This is a genomic window from Gloeocapsa sp. PCC 7428 (assembly GCF_000317555.1).
GTDB lineage: Bacteria > Cyanobacteriota > Cyanobacteriia > Cyanobacteriales > Chroococcidiopsidaceae > Chroogloeocystis.
Genome location: NC_019745.1, coordinates 119906 through 140679 on the forward strand (window position 1 = coordinate 119906; position 20774 = coordinate 140679).

Sequence of the window (20774 nt, forward strand, 5' to 3'; positions counted from 1 at the left end):
AACTAGTACTATTAGTGAGTGCGATCGCAACCTACGAATGCAACTAATTTTAAAATGATTCTTCTTAGTTTTTTCTAAATCGAGAATTTATCAACACTTTACACTGTTGTACTTGCTGTGAGTTATCTTTACCAAAAAATTATATTTTGCTGTGCTTTTTCACTTATTCTAAATTTTAGAAGAAAAGCTTTAAATTTTGTCAAAAACTAATTACATACAAACATTTAACTTGCACATCATCTGTTAGTAAACAGCTTAACTTATAGCAAGTGATTTGTTTTTATTTTATGTAAACTTAGTGCAAGGATTCTTATGGCAATTATTCAAGGCACTCCTGGTAACGATACGTTAGTTGGTACGCGATTTGCAGATACGATTTATGGCTTGGCAGGTAACGATTTCCTGCTGGGGCTTGCGGATAATGATACGCTCTACGGTGGAAGCAGCAATGATACGCTCGATGGTGGGGTAGGAATTGATTCTCTGATTGGTGGAAGAGGCAATGATGTTTATGTTGTTAATAACTTGAATGACAAGGTTATTGAAACTGCCAATGCAGAGATAGATACTGTACGGTCTTCAGTAAATTACACTCTCCCCAATCACGTCGAAAATCTCACACTCACTGGAAATCGCAACATCAACGGCGCAGGTAATGTACTCGCTAATCAAATTATTGGTAATAGTGGTAACAATTTTCTCTATGGTGGTACCGGAATTGATACCCTTTATGGCGGTGCCGGAAATGATACTCTTGACGGTGGAAGTGACAACGACATTCTCTATGGTGGTGATGGGAATGACGCACTGAATGGCGATAACTACTCCTATGGCTACACAGGAAACGATACCCTTTGTGGCGGCACAGGAAACGATACTCTTGACGGCAATGCTGGAAATGATATTCTTTACGGTGGCACGGGAAACGACAGTCTGCTTGGCAGTGCTGGAAGTGACCTTGTCTACGGTGGGGATGGTGACGATACCTTAAGCGCGAGTAGTATCTTCGTTCGTTATAGTAGTATTTTTTACAATTTTTTATTTTTTGAAGGCGATGGAGATCCAGATATCTTACTTGGTGGCGATGGTAATGATACGTACATCGTAGTTGAATCAGGCGATCGCATTATTGAAACTGCCAATGCAGGCATAGATACGGTTATTGCCTACAACAGCTATACCTTAGGAAATAACATAGAGAACCTTACACTTGGCGAGCAACCGTATTCGAGTTCTAGCATCAGTGGAACAGGCAACCGTTTAAATAACGTAATTGTTGGAAATTCAACCAATAACACTCTAGAAGGTAAAACTGGTAATGATTCGCTCAACGGAGGTAGCGGTGAGGATATCCTTGTAGGTACAGATCGTGGCATTGCTGAACGAGACACGTTAACGGGTGGTACTGGTAGAGATATCTTCGTTTTAGGCAACGCAACGACCGTCTTTTACGATGATGGCAACTCAACAACTTCAGGTTTTGGCAATTATGCTCTCATTACAGACTTCAATCCTGAAGAAGATGTGATTCGACTTAATGGTAGACGGACAAATTACTACTTAACCACTTCCCCCACAGGCTTACCAACGGGTACAGCGCTCTTTCGCAAGCAACAAGGTACAACGGACGAACTAATTGCAATTATTCAAAGCGCTACAGCGTTGGATTTGAATGACGCTTATTTTAGCTTGACAGAAGGTGGCAACAACTTGTTCTTGCTGGAACTTGATGGTAACAATGGCTTTACCCTTCAAGGCGACTATCGTTTTCCTTCTGGTGACTCGGTAAGTACCGCTGATATTAACGGTGATGGCTTTGATGACATTATTATCGGCGGTACTAGCGGTGTCGGGGGTAGTGGGCGATCGCTGAGTTATGTAGTATTTGGTAAAGCTTCTGGAATTGATGCTCGTGTTGATTTAACAACGCTTGATGGTCGTAATGGATTTATACTACAGGGACTTAATTACTACGACTTTCCTCGCATTTCGGTAAATAGCTCTGGAGATATCAACGGTGATGGTTTTGCTGATATTGCGATCAACTTCAGTGGTTCCTCACGTCGCGTCGATGAATATGGCGATCGCTACTATGAATCAGGAACACAAAGTTATGTAGTATTTGGTAAACCTTCGGGATTTAGTGCCAGCGTCGATTTAAGCAACCTCGATGGTCGTAATGGTTTTATTTCTAGTTTTCCTATTGACGCTGCGGGAGATGTCAATGGTGATGGTTTCGATGACATCATTATTGGTGCTCCTAATATGCGGGAAAATTATGTAGTGTTTGGCAAAGCTTCAGGTTTTGATGCCCGTTTTGATACAACAACACTGGATGGCACTAATGGCTTTGTTGTTGAGGGTATTCCCAGCGACACCTATTACGAATTCGATTTTTTAGTCAGTAGGGCTGGAGATATCAATGGTGATGGTTTTGATGACATTATTATTGGTGCTCCTTTTAACGATCCTAATGGTCGATCCAATGCAGGAGAAAGCTACATTATCTATGGCAAAGCTACAGGATTTAATGCACGTATTGATGTAACAACATTAGATGGCAGTAATGGCTTTATCTTGCAAGGAATTAACACCAACAATCGTTTTGGTGACTTACTCAGTAGTGCTGGAGATCTTAACGCTGATGGTTTTAATGACATCATTATTGGTGCTCCTGGTGCAGGAGAAAGCTACATAGTGTTTGGCAAAGCTTCAGGATTTGATGCCCGTTTTGATTTAGCAACTCTCAATGGCACTAATGGCTTTGTTCTTGAAGGACTTAATGCCTATGACGATGTTTCATCAAGGTTCTCACTAACTAGGGCTGGAGATATCAACGGTGATGGGTTTGATGACATTATCATCGAAACGCTTAGATCAGCAGAAAGCTATGTTGTATTTGGCAAAGCATCAGGCTTTGATGCGCGTATCGATCTAACAACACTGGATGGCAGTAATGGCTTTGTTATTAGCGATACGAATAATCGCTTCTTTGGTCGTTCACTGAATAGTGCTGGCGATATCAACAGCGACGGTTTTGATGACATTATTATTAATATTCCTGGAGCGAATCCTAATGGTCGCGCTAATACCGGAGAAAGCTACGTTTTATTTGGCAAACCATCAGGATTTGATGCGCGTGTCGATTTAGCAACTTTTGATGGTAGCGATGGTCTTGTCTTGCAAGGAATTAATACTAATGATCGTTCCGGTTATTCAGTAAGCAGGGGGGATGTCAACGGTGATGGCTATGATGACATTATTTTAGGTGCTCCTAGTGCTAGTCCTAATGGTCGTGTTAGTGCAGGAGAAAGCTACGTCATTTACGGACAAGACTTCACAGGAAGTGTCACGCGTCAAGGAACCGCAGGTAATGACTTACTCCTTGGCACTAATATCGATGACATTATCATTGGCGGACTTGGCAATGATACTCTGCGTGGTGGCGGTGGGAGCAATGTTCTCTACGGTGGTGCTGCTGGCGATGATGTCCTGATCTTTAGTCCTCAAAATCGCCGCATGGATGGTGGTAGTGGTACCGATACTTTAGCTGTTGATGGTAATGGGGTCACACTTGATTTAACCGCAATTCCTAACAACCGCATTCGCAGTATTGAGATTATTGACTTGACGGGTACAGGCAACAATACTTTGCAAATGACGCGCTTAGATTTACTCAATTTATCTGATTCAACCAATCAATTGATTGTCAATGGTAATTCTGGTGACTCAATTATCTCGACTGGGCAAGGATGGCTGTTTGAGGCGACGACAACACTCGATGGCAACCAATATAATCGCTATACTTCTGGTGTTGCCACTTTGTTAGTTGATACAGATATCACCCGTACTCTCAGTTGAATTTAAAACACCCACACTACCAATTCTCTATAATCCATTACCGACTACCCTAAAAAAACTATCCGCTCTCACAGGAGATCAAGGAGATCTTAGTGAGAGCGGTCTAGTTGGGTCTTCAAGTTGGAACCAGACTGCCGGAAGGAACTCCGAAAATCAGCCTAGCTAATTGAGTTGTTTTAGTCTCAAATAAGACTAAAGCTAACTTTTAGAGAACAGCCCCGGCGCACAGCCGGCTTGCTCCAACCTGATGACCCACGCATTTACTACTTTCTATCATGGGCATCACCTCCTTGTTGCCTAACCGGACTAAATCTATAGAGGATAGAGTGTTTAGCTCTTGGTTTGTTCAACCTTATTCAAGATAACATATGATTCGCGAATTTTGACTATAAATAGAAAAATCCCTACCTTTTCTGGCAGGGACTTCAAGATTATTGTTTTAAGCTGCCTTACAAAGCGTTACCACGAGGCAATACTTCTTCAGGGAATTGGAAATGCTCGTGAGGCTGGTCTTGGGGAGCCATCCAAGCCCGAATACCTTCGTTGAGCAGAATGTTTTTCGTGTAGAATGTCTCGAACTCGGGGTCTTCTGCCGCACGTAACTCTTGCGACACGAAGTCATACGCGCGCAAGTTCAGCGCTAAGCCGACAACGCCGACTGCACTCATCCACAAGCCGGTGACGGGCACAAACAACATGAAAAAGTGCAACCAGCGCTTGTTGGAAAACGCAATTCCAAAAATCTGCGACCAGAAGCGGTTCGCCGTCACCATGCTGTACGTTTCTTCCGCTTGTGTTGGGTTGAACGCGCGGAATGTGTTTGCTTTGTCGCCGTCTTCAAATAGCGTGTTTTCTACTGTCGCACCGTGAATCGCGCACAACAGCGCGCCACCGAGGACTCCTGCTACTCCCATCATGTGGAAGGGGTTGAGTGTCCAGTTGTGGAATCCTTGGAAGAATAGCAAGAAGCGGAAGATCGCTGCTACGCCAAAGCTGGGTGCGAAGAACCATCCTGATTGTCCCAACGGGTACATCAAGAATACGCTGACGAATACTGCGATCGGTGCGCTGAATGCTAACGCGTTGTATGGACGTACTCCCACCAGCCGCGCTATCTCAAATTGCCGTAGCATGAACCCGATTAGTGCAAACGCGCCGTGTAATGCTACGAATGTCCATAATCCGCCCATTTGACACCAACGTGTGAAGTCCCACTGCGCTTCTGGCCCCCACAAGAACAGCAATGAGTGTCCCATGCTGTTTGCTGGTGTTGATACTGCCACCGTTAAGAAGTTGCATCCCTCTAAGTACGATGACGCTATCCCGTGCGTGTACCACGATGTTACAAACGTTGTTCCGGTTAGCCATCCCCCTAACGCCATGTACGCGCAGGGAAATAGTAATATTCCTGACCACCCGATGAATACGAATCTATCTCGTTTTAGCCAGTCATCAACGACGTCGAACCATCCTCGACTCGTTGCCTGTCCTACTGCTATTGTCATAGCAAAAACTCCAGATCTTATAATTTCATGCTAGAATCGTCTACCTTTATTTGGTAATTTTACAACTACCTCAAGCAGGATGCGAGTTGATTTGTCAACTTACTTTACGATTCTTTACTTATTCTAATCATATTTTTACTACTAAACGGCGTTTTATGACAATATCCATGCCAGAATTTAATCTTTGGTTAAACTAAGTGAAGCAACTCATAATTAAGGAAATTTAGCAACTATCGCTTGATATAAACCAAAATTTCCGCGTTGCTACTCGCCTGGTAGCTAAAATGAAAATGAGATTTACAGCTACCAAGTACATAAATAGTTACGATGTTTAACATTGATTTGACGCTCAAAAACACACCCTTTCCCCTCTCGGTGCAACGCAAGGTCACAGAAGATGCAGAAGCTGTTTATCAGCAACTGTTACAAGCTATGCGCTCTGGTAGCACTGAAGTTATAGAATTAACCTGTGAGGGTCAGACAGAAAAAAAAGTCGCTGTACGCGCGAGTGACATTTCTAGCATTCAGATGTCTCAAAAGACAGGTGCAGCGGCTGGTGGTAGACCTCCTGGCTTCTTTGCATTAGCAGAATAAACTTAACAGTTGGTGGTTATATGGCTGAATTTGCCATTCAGGTGCGCGATTTATACTTTAGTTGGTCTAACGGCGCAGATGTCTTAAAATCATGCACCTTAGAAGTTCCGCAGGGCGAGTTTTGGATGCTGCTAGGAACTAATGGTAGTGGAAAATCAACGCTTCTAAAACTCTTAGCAGGTCTATTAACTCCTACGTCGGGCGATCGCCAAGTTTTAGCGCCTGTGGGTTTTGTCTTTCAAAATCCTGACCACCAACTTGTCATGCCAACTGTTGGCGCTGATGTCGCTTTTGGGTTGGTAGAAGAAAGACTATCTCCAACTCAAGTCCGTCATCGCGTCGCTGAAGCGCTAGCAGCGGTAAATCTTTTAGAGTTACAGCGCCGACCAATCTATGCATTAAGTGGGGGACAAAAACAAAGAGTGGCGATCGCCGGCGCGATCGCGCGGCAAAGCGAAGTGCTACTGTTAGATGAACCAACAGCACTCCTCGATCCAGATAGCCAACTTGACTTAGTTGCACAAGTAAGACGGTTAGTTAAAAGCCGCAATTTAACAGCTTTGTGGGTAACGCATCGCTTAGATGAACTCGATTATTGCGATGGGGCGTTTCTGCTAGAAAAGGGCTGCGTAGTAGATCGTGGCAATCCTCAACGGCTTAAACAGCGTTTGATGCAAGTAGAATTAGCATCCTAATCAATGCATTTCTATCTGAAAATGTGACCAACACAGCAAAAGCTTGAGCTTCTGTTTGTGGTCATGGTCAAAATAGTTAGAGCATTATAGAGGCTCTGAACTATTCCATTGTGCACTAGCTAAACATTACCTAGCGCCTGTTTTAACCATAAAACACGAGCCTGCGAAGCGCGTCCTCTACGTGTATCTATCAAAATGTTATAGGATATACCTCGATTACTATTAAGATATGAATAAATAATGTTAACTTTAGCAATACTTGCTGGTCATCATGCCCCGTTCCTCACCACAAGCTGTCCTCCTTGTTGACGGCTATAATATAATTGGCGCTTGGTCTTGTCTAAAAAAGATACGAGATAGCAACGGACTAGAAGCGTCGCGTTGGCAATTAATCGAAGACTTAACAAATTACAGCGCCTATCAAGGTTATATTACTCAAGTCGTCTTTGATGCTCATTATCAAAATACCTGTAGTAACTACGAAGTCATTACAGAAACTTTGTCCGTTTACTACACAAATTTTGGTGAAACTGCTGATACATACATCGAAAAAGTGTGTGCAGGGTTTCGACCATATCTGCGCGGTATCGAGCCTAACGATACTACGAACAAAAATAGTAAACTACCAATCTACTCTCGCATTTCTCGCATAATTGTTGCTACATCCGATAGAGCACAGCAATTGACAGTAGTAGGTTATGGGGCAGAATGGTTGTCAGCAGCACAACTTAAGTTCGAGGTACAAACAACAGCTTGTAGAGTGCGCCGGGAAAAAACCTCGGCTAGAAAACCAGCTAGCCGTTTTTTAGCAAACTCTATAGACACTAAAGCGCGACAGCGTTTAGCAGAAATGAGAATGGGGATAAAAAAGACCTAAAAACCCCTTGACTACTCAGCTAGCAGGAAAGCTGATGTGGAAGTGCAAAAGCAGCATTAAAGTTTTTTTAGCTAAAACACTTGCCAAATACAATCGTTTGCTATTAATATAGGAATTCGCAATCCTCAGTAGCTCAGTGGTAGAGCGGTCGGCTGTTAACCGATTGGTCGTAGGTTCGAATCCTACCTGGGGAGTTAGAAAAAACAACACAATATCAAGCCTTACGGCGGTTGACTAGCATTGTGAGCTAGCTGATACATAGTCGGTGTAAAATACAACTACGGCGTAACCAGAAAGTTATATTTGTAGACGTGTAACTTAAACTCATATGTCTAGGTAAACCGCCGCGCATACAACATAGATCATTGACTAAGCGCGTGTACAGCGCTCCTGTCGTAGGATTGTACCTGCTGGTTAGCATAGCAAGTAGCACAGCTGATATAAATAGACAAGAACAGGGCTAATAGGCTTAGGCACAAAACAGCAATCTAGATCTATCTAAGGCTCGATACTTTGCTAAGTGCCAATGAGTAATAAATATATAAATTTAGTTACTAAGTAATAGCTAAGACTACAGCATAGACATATTAGCTGCAACAATCTCAAAATGAGAAGATAATTTATTCGCAATGCTCACTAGGAGTTAAATTTATGCCCCTTAAAAAGATTAAGGATTTTGCTCCAAGTTATCTTGAATCTTTTAATGGTAAAGATATCATTGGTTTTAATGTTTATACAGATAAGACACGAGAAAAAGTTGGCTACATAAAAGATATTTTAGTAGATGAGACAGGATACTTTCGCTATTTGGTTGTTGACTTTGGCTTGTGGATATTTAACAAGCAAGTTATGCTTCCAGTAGGATATTTGCGTATTGATTATGATGCCGAGCGAGTTTATGTCTTAGAGTTAGAGCGCAAACAAGTAGAAAGTCTTCCTGCTTACAATGACCAAGTAGCAGTAGATAGAGAATATGAGGAGAACCTACGAGCAGCGTATGCACAGCTAGCAATCAACATCGAATCTGTGCAATTAGAAGAAGTTCCCCAAATTACGCCCACTGAACCAGAAGAAGCTAACTATAATTATGCACAAGCAGCAGATTTATATGAATTAAATGACCGCAATCATCGAGTTATTAAAGAGTATCAAGATAGACTAATTGCTAAAAATCAAACACGTCAGGAAGCAATACCTAAGCAACGCATCACAGAAAACCAAATAAGCGAACAAGTCATTGTTTCTTCTGCGTCTAGCAATCAAGTTATCAGCACTCAAAGACAGACTCGTTCAGCTTGCTTGATTTTTAATCCTGTAGCAGGTCAATCTGATTCCGAACAAGACTTAGCAACAATTAGAAGTATGCTAGAGCCTGAATTTGAGCTTGATATTCGGATGACGACTCCTGAGAAAGACGCTGACGAAATTGCCAAAGAAGCTGTGGAACAAGGCGCACAAATTATTATCGCATCTGGGGGAGATGGTACGCTTTCTGCGGCGGCAGAAGCTGTAGTCGGGACGGGGATTCCGTTGGGTGTGATCTCGCGCGGGACAGCAAATGCTTTTGCAACGGCTTTAGGCATTCCGGCGACAATTCCCGCAGCTTGTCAAACAATATTAGATGGTAAAACCCGCGTCGTCGATGCTGCGTATTGTAATGGTAGACCAATGGTGTTACTCGCAGGAGTAGGATTTGAGGCGGAAACCGTCGAACGTGCCGATCGCGAAGCAAAAAATCGCTTTGGTATGCTTGCATATGTTTTAGCAGGTATTCAAGAGTTACGTAATTTAGAGTCTTTTGAAACTCGAATTGAAACCGAAGATAAAGTGATAACCTTAAATGCAGCCGCAGTAACGGTCGCGAATGCTGCGCCACCTACCTCTGTACTAGCGCAAGGACCAGCAGAATTATTGATTGATGATGGTTTACTCGATGTTACAATCGTTGCACCGACAAATACAATGAGCGCGATCGCGGCTGCGTATAACCTCTTACAATCTGCTTACAGTGGCGAAGTTGCGAATAGACCTGATACCGGTTTCTTACGAGCGAGAAGTATTAAAATTTCCACCAATCCACCCCAAAAAGTAGTTGTAGATGGCGAATTGGTTGGCAATACACCCATTGACGTTGAGTGTGTACCTGGAGGATTAACAATTATTGTCCCGACGGTTCCTGAAGAAGGCGCTACAGAGAAATTAGCAGGATTACCTAATCTGCGAGTAGAGTCCAAAGAACCGCCAGCAACGAGTTGAGGCAAATCATGGTAAATTCAATACGCGATCGCCACTGAGCAATCGCCGAATCTCCACATTTTTGAGATCTTGGGCGTAAGTTGGAATCTTGAGCTAGCATATCGTTTTGTTGCATCAAGAATATGCAGAATGATAGAGACAGCAGGCTGTCGTCTGAAGGTAATCTATGCTTGGCTCAAATTTACTGAGCTATCCATGCTGCGTCAGCTTCAATTGCAGTGAAGTCGAGCGGAACATAGCTTAAATCATAAAACCAAGCTTAACGCTACTAAATTACGCTGAGTAAGAACCGCGACAAAATAAACACGACAAGCGAGATACTGTTTATGGAATTTGTGTCCGACCCGCCGATATCCGTGAAAATTGAGAAAATGAAACAACGGGTACGGTGGCAAGACCCAGTTATATTTGAACGACAAATTGACCAAACGCGGTTTGTGCTTGCATCTGAGGAGGAAGATAGTCCAGAATTTTCATTTCTAGTTATTGGCGATAGTGGTTCAGGAAAACATCGCAAACACAATCCGCAACGTCAGATCGCGAAAAAAATGTTGGAGCATCGCGATCGCGCCCGCTTTATCCTGCATACAGGTGATGTTGTTTATTTAGTCGGGTCAAGCGAATACTATCCAAAAAACTTTATCGAGCCTTACAAAGAATTTATTGTCGGGGGCGAAAAACAAAAAAAAATTGCTTACGACGAGATGGTGTTTAAAACACCAATTTTGCCCGTATTAGGCAATCACGACTACTATGACCTGCCATTAATTTATGGTTTAATGGGAGGCGTAACGTTGCCCTTGCGGCGAATATTGAAGCTACGATTAGATTTAGATATTGGTTGGCATGGTTCTAATCAAGGCAAAGCTTACGCAAAAGCCTTTATTGACTACTTAAAGGCGTTTGATACCGATGCAGAATTGCAGCGCCATCTAGATAAACATTACACGGCGACAACGAGTACCGGTCGCTGTTTGATTTATAAACCAGGAGAGTTTACCCGACTGCCTTACCGATATTACACTTTTCGTAGCGGTGGTATTGATTTTTTTGCTTTAGACTCGAATACATTCAACGCTCCATCACCTCTACCCACTACAGGCGAAGGCGCAGCTTATCGGCGGACTTTAGAAGGTCGTATTTATGAATTAGAGCAAGAAAAGCTGCAAATCATGGAGGAAGCAAGCAAGCTCAATGCGAATTCACCGGAAGAAGCTGAAAGACTTGACGATCTAGAAGCAAAGTTAGAACAAGTCGAGGAAGTCAAACTTGACATTGATAAGCAATTAGTAGCAGATGAGACTACAGTTACTGATTTTGAGCAATTGACGTGGCTGCGACAAAGACTCATTGAATCGTGGAACACGCCAGAAGTGCGCGGTAGAGTTGTGTATTTGCATCATCCACCTTATGTTACTGAGTCAACAAAGTGGTATCAAGCGCAAACTTTAGCAGTACGTCGTAATCTCCGTTGGGTACTTGATGAAGTTGCCAAAGAACTAGGCGGGCTACCACAGCAACATCCAATTGTCGATTTAGTTTTGACAGGTCATGCACATTGCTTAGAGCATCTGTCTACAGGAGATACCGGACACGCTGATTCTTATATCAATTGGATTATTTGTGGTGGAAGTGGCTACAGCTTAAGACGACAGCGTAAAGAAGGCGCACAGCTACACGAAACCGTTGGTGATACTGAACGCGAAGTCGCGCGATCGCATCTCTATCTTGGTCGCAGCGGTCACGGTTCGCACAAACGACGACCCTATTCATTCCTACGCATCGATGTGAAAGCAGGCAATCCTGCTAAGTTTGTTGTTCAGCCTTTTGTTGCGGAAAGATATCAACGCAAGTGGGTAGATCGCGAAATCGAGTCGTTTGTCATTTGAGACTCAAATTAAGGTTGGCGACAAATTGCAAAGACTGAGGTATACCCATGCAAAAAAGTACTCCCGCCTACAGGACCGATTTCCCCATTCCCAAAAAAACCGCCCATGGGAATATTTGGCATATAACTACTAAATAACTGCGAATCAAAATTAGGTTTACCATAGAGCATTTCGCCACGCCCTAAACAAGAAAACATCAGCGCCCCAGTAGGTGATACATGAGAATGCGTCTGCTGATAACGTTGTAGCAACCATTCCAAATCATCCGCTGAAGTTTCTGCATCTCGTAGGTGAAACTGAATGCGCTGTCCAGGGCGAACTAAATCCGCAACGGCGATCGCTCCTACTTTCGGATCGACTCCTAATAAATTACGAATCAAAAAATCTCCATGTTCTAGATTCTGCTTAAACTCGTCGCGCACGACTCCGATAAACAACGAATGTTCAGCTAATTGCCGATCCGCATCGCTTAAACTCGAAATTAAATCGCGCAACACTTCTAAAGGCGGTTGTTCTTCCAAAGCAAGTAAAATGTTACGTTCAGAAGCGCTGACGCGGTAAGGCTCGCCAATCGGTCGGCATCCTTGCGCCACAATCGTATCTAGAACAATATTGCCGCTCAAGGCAACGCCCACAGTTCCTGAACGGTATAGCTTATCATTGCAGAATAAACCAATTCGCCCAGGAGTTTGACTACCACTTGCTAACCCGCCTACCGTAATCGAACCTGGGTAAGCATAATCTATGCCTTGCAATAAATCATTTACGCCTGAAGAAAAAGGATCGGATAGCAAAATAAATTGGGGTTGCTCAGCAGGTGAAACACCAAATAAATCTACCCACGCTTTCGGCGGACTATCAGGATCGGGGAGTTGCTCTGCCGCAATATGAAAAGGTGTAACTGTAACTCCTGGTAGTTGCGCTAAACTCAGACTTAATGCAGGTACGCCCTCAAACTCCTGCACTGCGTGTTGATTCGTCCCAATAATCCCCCCACCACCACAACCAATCAGAACTTTGATATTGCGTAGCTTTTCTTGTAACAACGGAAGCAGGCGGGGATATTCGCTTGTAAAGGCAGCAGAAATAAAAACTAACCCAAGATCGGCGGGTGACTGTAACAAAGCAGAAGCTTTATCGACAACTTCTGCGACGGCTGCTTCGAGCGAAGCACGAGTTGATACGGCGTTTGCCCACTGCATGAGTGCCATAAGTTATATCATCACTCCTCTTTTAGGCTGAGGTTTTTTCTATTTTCGGTGCTAACGGGGACGAAAAGCATCTAACTGAAGTTAATTTAGCGCTTGATTAAACGCAATCCGCGAATTGACGATTTATAACGCGTTTATGGGTGAGCCTTACCCAAAGGCTTGCTCATCCAGATATTCTGTTACAATTTGCAAGATTCGCTCGGCTGCGTGACCGTCACCAAAAGGATTAATCGCAGTTGCCATAGCTTGATAAGCATCGGCGTTACTTAACAGTACGCTAGCTGTGGTAACAATTTGTGCTGGATCAGTTCCTACTAATTTGGCAGTCCCCGCCGCGATCGCTTCGGGTCTTTCGGTTGTTTCGCGCAGGACTAGCACTGGTTTTCCTAATGAAGGCGCTTCTTCTTGCAATCCTCCTGAATCGGTCAGCAGTAAGTGCGATCGCGCAATTGCTCCGACCAACTCGGCATAATCTAATGGTTCAGTTAAAAACACGCGCGGGTGATGACTCAACGCCGCTTGCAACGGTTCGCGCACAATTGGATTGCGATGCAACGGTAAAAGCAAAGCTGTGTCAGGAAACTCCTCTAAGATTTGTAAAAATCCTTCTGCAATTTTCAGGAGGGGTTCTCCCCAATTTTCACGCCGATGCACCGTTGCTAATAAAACACGGTATTTTCCCCACTCCAAACCAGGTATATCGCACGCAGGCTGGCTTTGGGCAACTGATAACAGCGCATCAATGACTGTATTACCCGTTTGATGAATTTTTCCTAAGACTCCGGATCGTTGCAAATTTTCTACCGCCAGCGTCGTGGGAGCAAAGTGTAATTGAGTAAGCTGCGATATCAACCGCCGATTGGCTTCTTCGGGATAAGGATTAAAAACATCATCGGTACGTAAACCTGCTTCTACATGACCTACGGGAATTTTTTGATAAAACGCTGCCAAAGCTGCGGCAAAAGCCGTCGTCGTATCGCCTTGAACTAAGACTAGTTGTGGCTGGAGTTGCTCAAATAAGGTTTCTAATCCTTGTAAGCTGCGACAAGTAATATCAGTAAGCGTTTGCTTTGGTTGCATAATTGCGAGATTTTGGTTCGCTTCGAGGTCAAATAGCTGCATGACTTGTGCAACCATTTCAATGTGTTGACCTGTTAATATCACTTGCGTGTCAAAGCGCGGCGATCGCTGAAAAACTTGAATGACCGGAGCCATTTTAATTGCTTCCGGTCGCGTACCCAAAATAATGCAGATCTTGTTTACCTTTGCCATGTGCTAGGAGTTTAAGACTGGATCGAGGAGAATTATATTCCCCTGATATATGTTCTCCTATCTTTTGTTTCCTTACACCATATTTAGCTGAAATCGATTAACAGCAAAAGCTTGCAACGATGACCAGACCTGAATAGTTACAATTTTTAGCATGAAAAAACCCGGCTTCAACCGGGCAGATCCACTGTTATTACGGATAAGGATTTGACACGTTTTGTAAGTATCCGCTTTTCCAGCGCTCCTTATTGCTTCAGTTCACACGTTAATGGACAAGCCGCGTAAACTGAGGTATGTAGGGTGTCTGCCTCGCCGTGTAGCCAGTTGAGCCAACTCACTTCTTTTGGATGAATACCTTTAAGCGTCAGTACGCCAGCCCCAACCACTACAGCTAATACATTAATTGTGATGATGCTACCTACAACCAACAAAACGGCACTAACTGGTATCACCGATTGCAACACAATTGAGAGTAGCGAACCCACGGTTGCCATTAAAACAACTAGCGGAAATCCCACAACTAACAAGCACACTGCCAGTGTAAAAGTCCAGATTAAAAAGCTTTTGAGCATGAAGAAATAATAGTTCTTTTTTAGACTGGAGCTTTGAGCTAGAGTCATATACTTCTCCTCCACAGAGAATAAAAAAAATGAATTAAGTAAAATGCCCGTCGGCTAGTTTTAGCTAGCGTCATCTATTGAAAATAAGTATATAAAAGCTGATTGCTAAAATGATCTTTTAGTTATTAAACTTTACACTTGAATATTTGTATTTATGACTACTCAATTAAAGTTATTGGATTTTAGTTATTTATCCTTGACATCTACCAATAGAAAGAAAAGCTCCAAAGCTCACTAGTTCGCGATCCCAAGCATCATTAGTCAATATCTTGTCCTATACGTTGTGTAGTTTAAATAGTAGCTGATCGGAATTCGTTGCATGCCCTTAACATTTCTTATGAATAAACGGGTCTTCTCTCATAATTTGTGCATTCTAGTCTGAGCAAATTGGCAATCAAACACAGCACTCAACTCAGGTTATTAATGCATATTTCTTAAATATTGTTCTGACTCGACTCACTTTCTTTAGCTTCTAGCGATTAACTTAGGCGTTGTGGCGATCGCTAATTGATAAGTAGCAACTAATTTTGGTGGAACACCCGTCTAGGAGTATAAATACTCAAATAGAAAAACAAATAATTGTTGCGCTTTAATTTTTTAGCGAAACTGTAACAAATTCCATACAAACTGGTGGCTCAAACGACTGTTTTATAAAGAAAAGCAACAGTAAAGAAAACGCTTCAAATACTTGCTATTCAACACCTGATATAAAGCATGACAGTTAGGGAAAGCTATAAGCGGATGTCACAACTTAGTATGCAGTGCCTCCTCACGCCTTATTTGATATTCGACCAGAATAGCCACTAGTTAACAGCCGACACATGACAGAATCACAGCGTCTACCAATTCCTGCACCAGCAGTTCCCCGCGTACCACCGATGCCATTACCAAAATCCAGAGTCTCGAATCATTCGGATAGAGATGTTACACAACTACAGATGCAAACTGTTGCTCAGCTCAATACATCGCCTACTGAATCTGCACAAAATTCAACAACTACAGCCCCAACCTTAGCGCAATTAGTGCGCGAAGCTCATGATAAAGGCATTTCAGATTTACACTTGGGTGTTGGTGAAGTGCCTCGTTTCCGCGAACGTGGAGAAATTATTGTTACTGATTATCCCAAAACAGACGAAGCGACGTTTACTAGCTGGGTGAAAGAAATTCTCACAGATCAACAAATCCAGCAATTTTATGAGCATTTAGAATATGACGGTGCGACGCAGTACGAAGGAGTAGCGCGCGTACGCATTAACTTGTTTGTGGCGCTGAATGGTCCAGCGATGGTGCTGCGATTGATTCCGTTAAAAATTCTGACGCTAGAACAACTCAGTCTACCGCCCGTTTTTCGCGATTTGTGCCACTACCATAAAGGATTAATTTTGGTAACAGGACCAACAGGTTCGGGTAAGTCTACGACGCTAGCAGCGATGGTAGATTACATCAATCAAGAAATGCCCAAACACATTATCTCGATTGAAGACCCTGTGGAATTTGTACATAAAAGTAAAAAGTCCCTCATTAAGCAGCGGGAAGTGGGCATTCATACGTTGAAATTTGATAATGCGCTAAAAGCATCGTTGCGCGAAGACCCAGATATTATTCTGATTGGGGAGATGCGCGATCGCGAAACGGTCAATACAGCTTTAAAAGCCGCGCAAACCGGACACCTTGTCTTTGGAACTTTGCACACTAACAGTGCCGTTAAAACGATTGAAAGAATTTTGAACCTCTACAACCCTGATGAACAAGGTCCCATGCGCATTCAGGTAGCAGAATCTCTCGTTGCAGTTATTGCGCAAAGCCTTGTGCGGACAACGGACAACAAACGCGCCGCAATTCACGAAATTATGATTAATACAGACGCAATCAAGGATTACATCATCCGCAACGAAGTTGAAGAAATAGAGGCAATCATTCCGCGCTGCAACTTTGAAGGAATGTGTACGATGAATCAATCGATTTATCGATTATACGAAGAAGGAAGGTTAACAGAAGAAACGGCGTTAGAGGCATCACCCAAGCCAAACGAGATGGCGATGATTTTACGCGGTAGAGTTTAGAGTAGAGGACTAAGGAAAGAGCAATCAGTGATTAGTAGTTAGTGGCTGGTGGCTCGTGATTATTGTCAAGCGTGCATCATAACTAGTTACTAGCTGCTAGTAACTTTTTCTTCCTCTTCTCCAGAAGAACCGTGACCCCTTATTCAAACAGTTGAATCAAGCTAAATCGAGAGATACAGAAATATTTAAAGGTATTGCGCTATTTACGCCAGGGGGAGATCTTATTTACTGCATCGACCCTAGCAAACAAGGTCGTTGGCATTTACATCTGTGTGCAGGTTTACAAGAAATACTCAACTTATCAGAACCGCCACACTTTTTAGTGCCTTGCTATACGGCAACGATTGACCGATGGTTAGACCCACAAACGCAGCAGATCCAAACATACGCTGAAGCATATCCGCTCGTACTGCGGTATCAAGCTTTATTAAATGCGGTGTTTCAAACTGATGTGGTTTGGCAAGCTGCGCCTGTTGCAGAGGGCTTATGCGATCCGATTTTGCTAACTACGTATCGTGCGACGTTTCCACAACTCTGGGAAGAAAACGATCTTGTTGTGCGTTTTGAGCGATCGCGACCTGAATCGTTAAGTACTCAACACGCACAAACACCCTACGTTTTGCACCTCTTTGTCGCTGGGCATAGTGCAACAACCGAGCGCATTCTACAAAGTCTACGGCAAGTACTTGAGCAATTTCACTATCCATATACGCTCAAAGTCATTGATGTGATCAAGCATCCTGAGCAAGCCGAGATCGATCAAGTCGCAGCCACACCAACACTTGTGAAAGTTTCTCCAAAACCGATGCGGCGGTTAGTTGGCGATTTAGACAATGTTGAGAGATTGTTACAAATATTAACTTCTCCTGAGGTATAAATAAAAAGTGACTAGGAGTTAGCCGCTTCTAAATAAGTTTGAGCACTCCTAGCCCTTATCTCCTAAACTTCCTGCGTAAATCGTTTGTCATAAATCTCAGCAATGTAGACCACGCAGGTAGTCTTTGTCTAATTAGCTGCAACTTTAGTCGCTAAGCGATCCATATTCCTACGTATTGCGCCTAAGCGTTGGTTGTCGCTGGATCTGCCTGTAAAGGTTCCGGTGTTGAAGTTTGTAGAGACGCTTCGTCAAATTGCGCCCATTCGGTATGGAAGAATCCTTCTTTATCAACTCTTTCATAAGTATGCGCGCCAAAGTAGTCACGTTGTGCTTGAGTGAGGTTTTGAGGTAAGCGATCGCGTCGATAACTGTCAAAGTAATCCAATGAAGCACTAAACGCAGGTACAGCAATTCCTAATTTAGCGGCGGTAGCTACCACTTCGCGCCAAGCATTCTGCCGATCCAAAATTGATTGCTTAAATTCTGGAGCTAGAAGTAAGTTAAGTAAATCTGGGTCTTCTTGATAAGCGTGTTGAATCTTACCTAAGAAACCAGCGCGGATAATACAACCACCCTTCCAAATGCGAGCCATCTCACTTAAATTCAGGTTATAGGAATACACTTTTGATGCAGCCGCTAGTTGTGCCATTCCTTGTGCGTAAGAACAGATCTTCGAGCAGTACAGCGCATCGCGAATCATATCAATAAAAGCTTCTGCGTCGCCCTCGTACTTAGCTGTAGGACCTGTAAGAACTTGCGCAGCCGCAACGCGTTCCTTTTTGAATGAAGACATCACGCGGGCATTGACTGCGGCGGTGATTGTCGGAATAGCAATACCGAGTTCTAACGCACTTTGCACTGTCCAGCGTCCAGTTCCTTTTTGTCCAGCAGCATCAAGAATTTGCTCAACGAGTGGTTGATTGGTATCGGGGTCGATGTACCTAAAAATATCTGCGGTAATTTCAATAAGAAACGAATTTAGTTCTTCGGTAGTATTCCATTCGGCAAAAATCTCGTGCAGTCGATTGTGGTCAAGACCGAGAACACTTTTGAGTAAATCGTAAGCTTCTGCAATCAGCTGCATATCGCCGTACTCAATACCGTTGTGTACCATCTTGACATAATGCCCAGCGCCGCCAGGACCAACGTAGGTAACGCAAGGACCATCCTCTACTTGAGCCGCAATTTTTGTCAAAATTGGCTCTAAGTATTCGTAAGAGCTTTTTGTACCGCCTGGCATCAAACTAGGACCATTTAACGCCCCTTCTTCACCGCCGCTAACACCCATACCAATAAATCTAAAACCTAGTGGCTCTAATTCACGGGTGCGTCGCGCCGTATCGTCATACAAAGAATTTCCACCATCGATGATGATGTCGCCCTCATCTAGTAAGGGTTTAAGCTGGTCTATAACGGCATCAACAGGTGCTCCCGCTTTCACCATAATCAAAATTTTTCGGGGTCGCTCAAGCAAGCCAACAAATTCTTCAAGCGAGTATGCAGCTTTCGCGTTCTTGCCCTGCGCGCGCGTGTGCATGAAGGCATCTGTTTTTTCTGGGGTGCGATTGTAGACAGCGATCGGAAAACCATTGCGCTCGACGTTAAGAGCTAAATTTTCGCCCATAACGGCTAAGCCGATTACACCAAAGCTTTGCTGTGTCATAAGTTTGCTTTGCTAACTCCGCTATTGAGATGATTCCCCTTCAGGGTAGCTCGAACTTTAAGATATCTTCTGTAAAAAAGAGATTAAAAGTGTTAATTAAATAGAACAAAATCGCATCTAAAATACAGATTCTCTGACTAAATCAAGCAAAAGACAGATTTCTGACCTGTGCTTTGGGTTGAATCGAACTAGATGATACATTGAGAATGCATAATCAGGGTATTAAAAAAAGCAAAAACATTTATCTACTTGCGGGTTTAAGTTTTTATCTTCCAATGAGTAGATTTCAAGAATGATTTAGCTAATTAACTTAGATTTGTATCTATTTGAACAATAAAAGCGCAAAATTGAAATATGTAGTCTGATGAGACAGTAAGGAGTAACCCACAAATGCTGGCATACATCCTGGCGTTGGCGGTAGGTTTTTTTAGCCTCGCTATCTACATGGCAGCTTTCTTTTTTCCTGAGGTACACCGCAAAGGTGACTTTGTTTGGAGCGGGGTAGGATTATTCTACGCCTTAGTCTTATGGGTGTGTTCTGGACGCATCACAGGGGGTGTTCTACTCGGTCAAGTGGCTGGCGTTGCTTTATTAGGTTGGTCAGTTACCCAAACGCTTTCACTCCGACGACAACTCACTCCACGTCTTTCGCAAACTGTAGCACCAAGTGCGGAGGAAGTGAAAAGCACTGTTCAGGAGAAAGTTGCCAAGTCCTCATTCTTTTCTAAGCTCTCGCAATTGACTAAGCGTGGAGACAATAGTGCGACCACTGCAAAAGAACGATTGCAACAATTGAGCGAACAAACAAAAGTCCCAGAAACGGTTTCCTCAACAACTGCCGCAAGCACTACACCTACAACTAACAACATTGCGAACTCAATTCAAATTATTGATAATCGTACGTCTACAGCAGAGCAATTAGCTGCTACTGCAACACAACAAAGTACTCCTGTAGAAGCAGTAACGGAAAGTATCTCAGAAGTGGCTCCGCCTGATGCTCTCGCAGCCGACGAAGTAATTCAACCTGCTAGCGAAGCAACATCAGATCTCGCTGAGGAAACAGCAAGCCCCTCAGTTGCAGACCCAACCACAATAGAAGCCACATCTGAACCATCCGAATTGGTGCGCCCTAATCCACCTGATCCAGAACTGGTAGAAGCTGCACTCAAAGATGCTGAAGAAAAACATCAAGAAGCTGCACCACCAGACCCAGAAACGCCTGAAAATCCCTCGCCAAGTTGATTGTGTTATTAGCTAATTGCTAATTACCAACAGAAGAGTGTTTTTGAGGTTGAAGCGAAAGGGGATTGTCATCGATAATAGTTGCAAAACGACTTGATCATCTTTCGGCATTAAACTGTGACAGAACCAGGAAGCTACAAAGATACTGTTAA

General features: G+C 43.3%; 14 protein-coding genes and 1 tRNA gene. 10 read left to right on the forward strand and 5 right to left on the reverse strand.

The genetic code is table 11. The annotated features are described in order from the left end of the window. Nucleotides 1–312 precede the first annotated feature (312 nt). A complete protein-coding gene (locus tag GLO7428_RS25770; RefSeq protein ID WP_015186601.1) occupies nucleotides 313–3861 on the forward strand; it encodes an FG-GAP repeat protein in 3549 nt (1182 codons plus the stop codon). A 449-nt stretch (nucleotides 3862–4310) separates the two neighbouring features. Here the strand turns inward: GLO7428_RS25770 and psbD are convergent, their stop codons facing one another. After that, a complete protein-coding gene (gene psbD, locus GLO7428_RS00545) occupies nucleotides 4311–5366 on the reverse strand; it encodes a photosystem II D2 protein (photosystem q(a) protein) (protein ID WP_015186602.1) in 1056 nt (351 codons plus the stop codon). 327 nt (nucleotides 5367–5693) lie between these two features. Here psbD and GLO7428_RS00550 point away from each other — a divergent pair, with 327 nt between their 5' ends. The 6 genes from GLO7428_RS00550 (at nucleotide 5694) to GLO7428_RS00575 (ending at nucleotide 11677) form a co-directional block, all read left to right on the forward strand. Beyond that, the gene (locus GLO7428_RS00550) at nucleotides 5694–5960 is read left to right on the forward strand and encodes a hypothetical protein (protein ID WP_015186603.1); all 267 of its coding nucleotides are present in this window, start codon (nucleotides 5694–5696) and stop codon (nucleotides 5958–5960) included. 20 nt (nucleotides 5961–5980) lie between these two features. Next, nucleotides 5981–6655 (forward strand): energy-coupling factor ABC transporter ATP-binding protein, encoded by a 675-nt coding sequence (locus GLO7428_RS00555; protein ID WP_015186604.1) that lies wholly within the window; start codon nucleotides 5981–5983, stop codon nucleotides 6653–6655. Nucleotides 6656–6926: 271 nt separating this feature from the next. Beyond that, the gene (locus GLO7428_RS00560) at nucleotides 6927–7532 is read left to right on the forward strand and encodes an NYN domain-containing protein (protein WP_015186605.1); all 606 of its coding nucleotides are present in this window, start codon (nucleotides 6927–6929) and stop codon (nucleotides 7530–7532) included. A gap of 122 nt (nucleotides 7533–7654) precedes the next feature. After that, a tRNA-Asn gene (locus GLO7428_RS00565) sits at nucleotides 7655–7726 on the forward strand. Nucleotides 7727–8183: 457 nt separating this feature from the next. Beyond that, a complete protein-coding gene (locus GLO7428_RS27155) occupies nucleotides 8184–9788 on the forward strand; it encodes a YegS/Rv2252/BmrU family lipid kinase (protein WP_015186606.1) in 1605 nt (534 codons plus the stop codon). A gap of 326 nt (nucleotides 9789–10114) precedes the next feature. Continuing rightward, nucleotides 10115–11677, forward strand: coding sequence for a metallophosphoesterase (locus GLO7428_RS00575; RefSeq protein WP_015186607.1), 1563 nt, complete (start codon nucleotides 10115–10117; stop codon nucleotides 11675–11677). An 8-nt stretch (nucleotides 11678–11685) separates the two neighbouring features. On the opposite strand, the gene GLO7428_RS00580 is transcribed toward GLO7428_RS00575, so the two are convergent. The 3 genes from GLO7428_RS00580 to GLO7428_RS00590 form a co-directional block, all read right to left on the reverse strand. After that, nucleotides 11686–12879, reverse strand: coding sequence for an FIST N-terminal domain-containing protein (locus tag GLO7428_RS00580; RefSeq protein WP_196797510.1), 1194 nt, complete (start codon nucleotides 12877–12879; stop codon nucleotides 11686–11688). Nucleotides 12880–13035: 156 nt separating this feature from the next. Then, nucleotides 13036–14160, reverse strand: coding sequence for a non-hydrolyzing UDP-N-acetylglucosamine 2-epimerase (gene wecB, locus GLO7428_RS00585; protein WP_015186609.1), 1125 nt, complete (start codon nucleotides 14158–14160; stop codon nucleotides 13036–13038). Nucleotides 14161–14402: 242 nt separating this feature from the next. After that, nucleotides 14403–14777, reverse strand: a complete 375-nt coding sequence (locus GLO7428_RS00590) for a hypothetical protein (RefSeq protein ID WP_015186610.1) — start codon at nucleotides 14775–14777, stop codon at nucleotides 14403–14405. 821 nt (nucleotides 14778–15598) lie between these two features. Between GLO7428_RS00590 and GLO7428_RS00595 the strand changes: the two genes are divergently transcribed. Both GLO7428_RS00595 and GLO7428_RS00600 read left to right on the forward strand, forming a co-directional pair. Next, entirely contained in the window at nucleotides 15599–16840 is a 1242-nt protein-coding gene (locus GLO7428_RS00595) for a type IV pilus twitching motility protein PilT (RefSeq protein WP_015186611.1), read from the forward strand. Between the two features lie 151 nt (nucleotides 16841–16991). Then, the gene (locus GLO7428_RS00600; protein WP_015186612.1) at nucleotides 16992–17717 is read left to right on the forward strand and encodes a circadian clock KaiB family protein; all 726 of its coding nucleotides are present in this window, start codon (nucleotides 16992–16994) and stop codon (nucleotides 17715–17717) included. 181 nt (nucleotides 17718–17898) lie between these two features. Here GLO7428_RS00600 and gndA read toward each other — a convergent pair whose 3' ends face one another. Next, nucleotides 17899–19380 (reverse strand): NADP-dependent phosphogluconate dehydrogenase, encoded by a 1482-nt coding sequence (gndA, locus tag GLO7428_RS00605; protein WP_015186613.1) that lies wholly within the window; start codon nucleotides 19378–19380, stop codon nucleotides 17899–17901. Between the two features lie 390 nt (nucleotides 19381–19770). Here gndA and GLO7428_RS00610 point away from each other — a divergent pair, with 390 nt between their 5' ends. Next, a complete protein-coding gene (locus GLO7428_RS00610; RefSeq protein WP_015186614.1) occupies nucleotides 19771–20622 on the forward strand; it encodes a Ycf66 family protein in 852 nt (283 codons plus the stop codon). Nucleotides 20623–20774: the final 152 nt, after the last annotated feature.

Excerpts from the sequence above, each read along its gene's own strand:
- gndA (WP_015186613.1), bottom strand. The coding sequence starts at position 19,380 with ATGACACAGCAAAGCTTTGGTGTAATCGGCTTAGCCGTTATGGGCGAA.
- psbD (WP_015186602.1), bottom strand. The coding sequence starts at position 5,366 with ATGACAATAGCAGTAGGACAGGCAACGAGTCGAGGATGGTTCGACGTC.
- GLO7428_RS00590 (WP_015186610.1), bottom strand. The coding sequence starts at position 14,777 with ATGACTCTAGCTCAAAGCTCCAGTCTAAAAAAGAACTATTATTTCTTC.
- GLO7428_RS00560 (WP_015186605.1), top strand. The coding sequence starts at position 6,927 with ATGCCCCGTTCCTCACCACAAGCTGTCCTCCTTGTTGACGGCTATAAT.
- GLO7428_RS25770 (WP_015186601.1), top strand. The coding sequence starts at position 313 with ATGGCAATTATTCAAGGCACTCCTGGTAACGATACGTTAGTTGGTACG.
- GLO7428_RS00595 (WP_015186611.1), top strand. The coding sequence starts at position 15,599 with ATGACAGAATCACAGCGTCTACCAATTCCTGCACCAGCAGTTCCCCGC.
- GLO7428_RS00580 (WP_196797510.1), bottom strand. The coding sequence starts at position 12,879 with ATGCAGTGGGCAAACGCCGTATCAACTCGTGCTTCGCTCGAAGCAGCC.
- GLO7428_RS00575 (WP_015186607.1), top strand. The coding sequence starts at position 10,115 with ATGGAATTTGTGTCCGACCCGCCGATATCCGTGAAAATTGAGAAAATG.
- wecB (WP_015186609.1), bottom strand. The coding sequence starts at position 14,160 with ATGGCAAAGGTAAACAAGATCTGCATTATTTTGGGTACGCGACCGGAA.
- GLO7428_RS27155 (WP_015186606.1), top strand. The coding sequence starts at position 8,184 with ATGCCCCTTAAAAAGATTAAGGATTTTGCTCCAAGTTATCTTGAATCT.
- GLO7428_RS00610 (WP_015186614.1), top strand. The coding sequence starts at position 19,771 with ATGCTGGCATACATCCTGGCGTTGGCGGTAGGTTTTTTTAGCCTCGCT.
- GLO7428_RS00555 (WP_015186604.1), top strand. The coding sequence starts at position 5,981 with ATGGCTGAATTTGCCATTCAGGTGCGCGATTTATACTTTAGTTGGTCT.
- GLO7428_RS00550 (WP_015186603.1), top strand. The coding sequence starts at position 5,694 with ATGTTTAACATTGATTTGACGCTCAAAAACACACCCTTTCCCCTCTCG.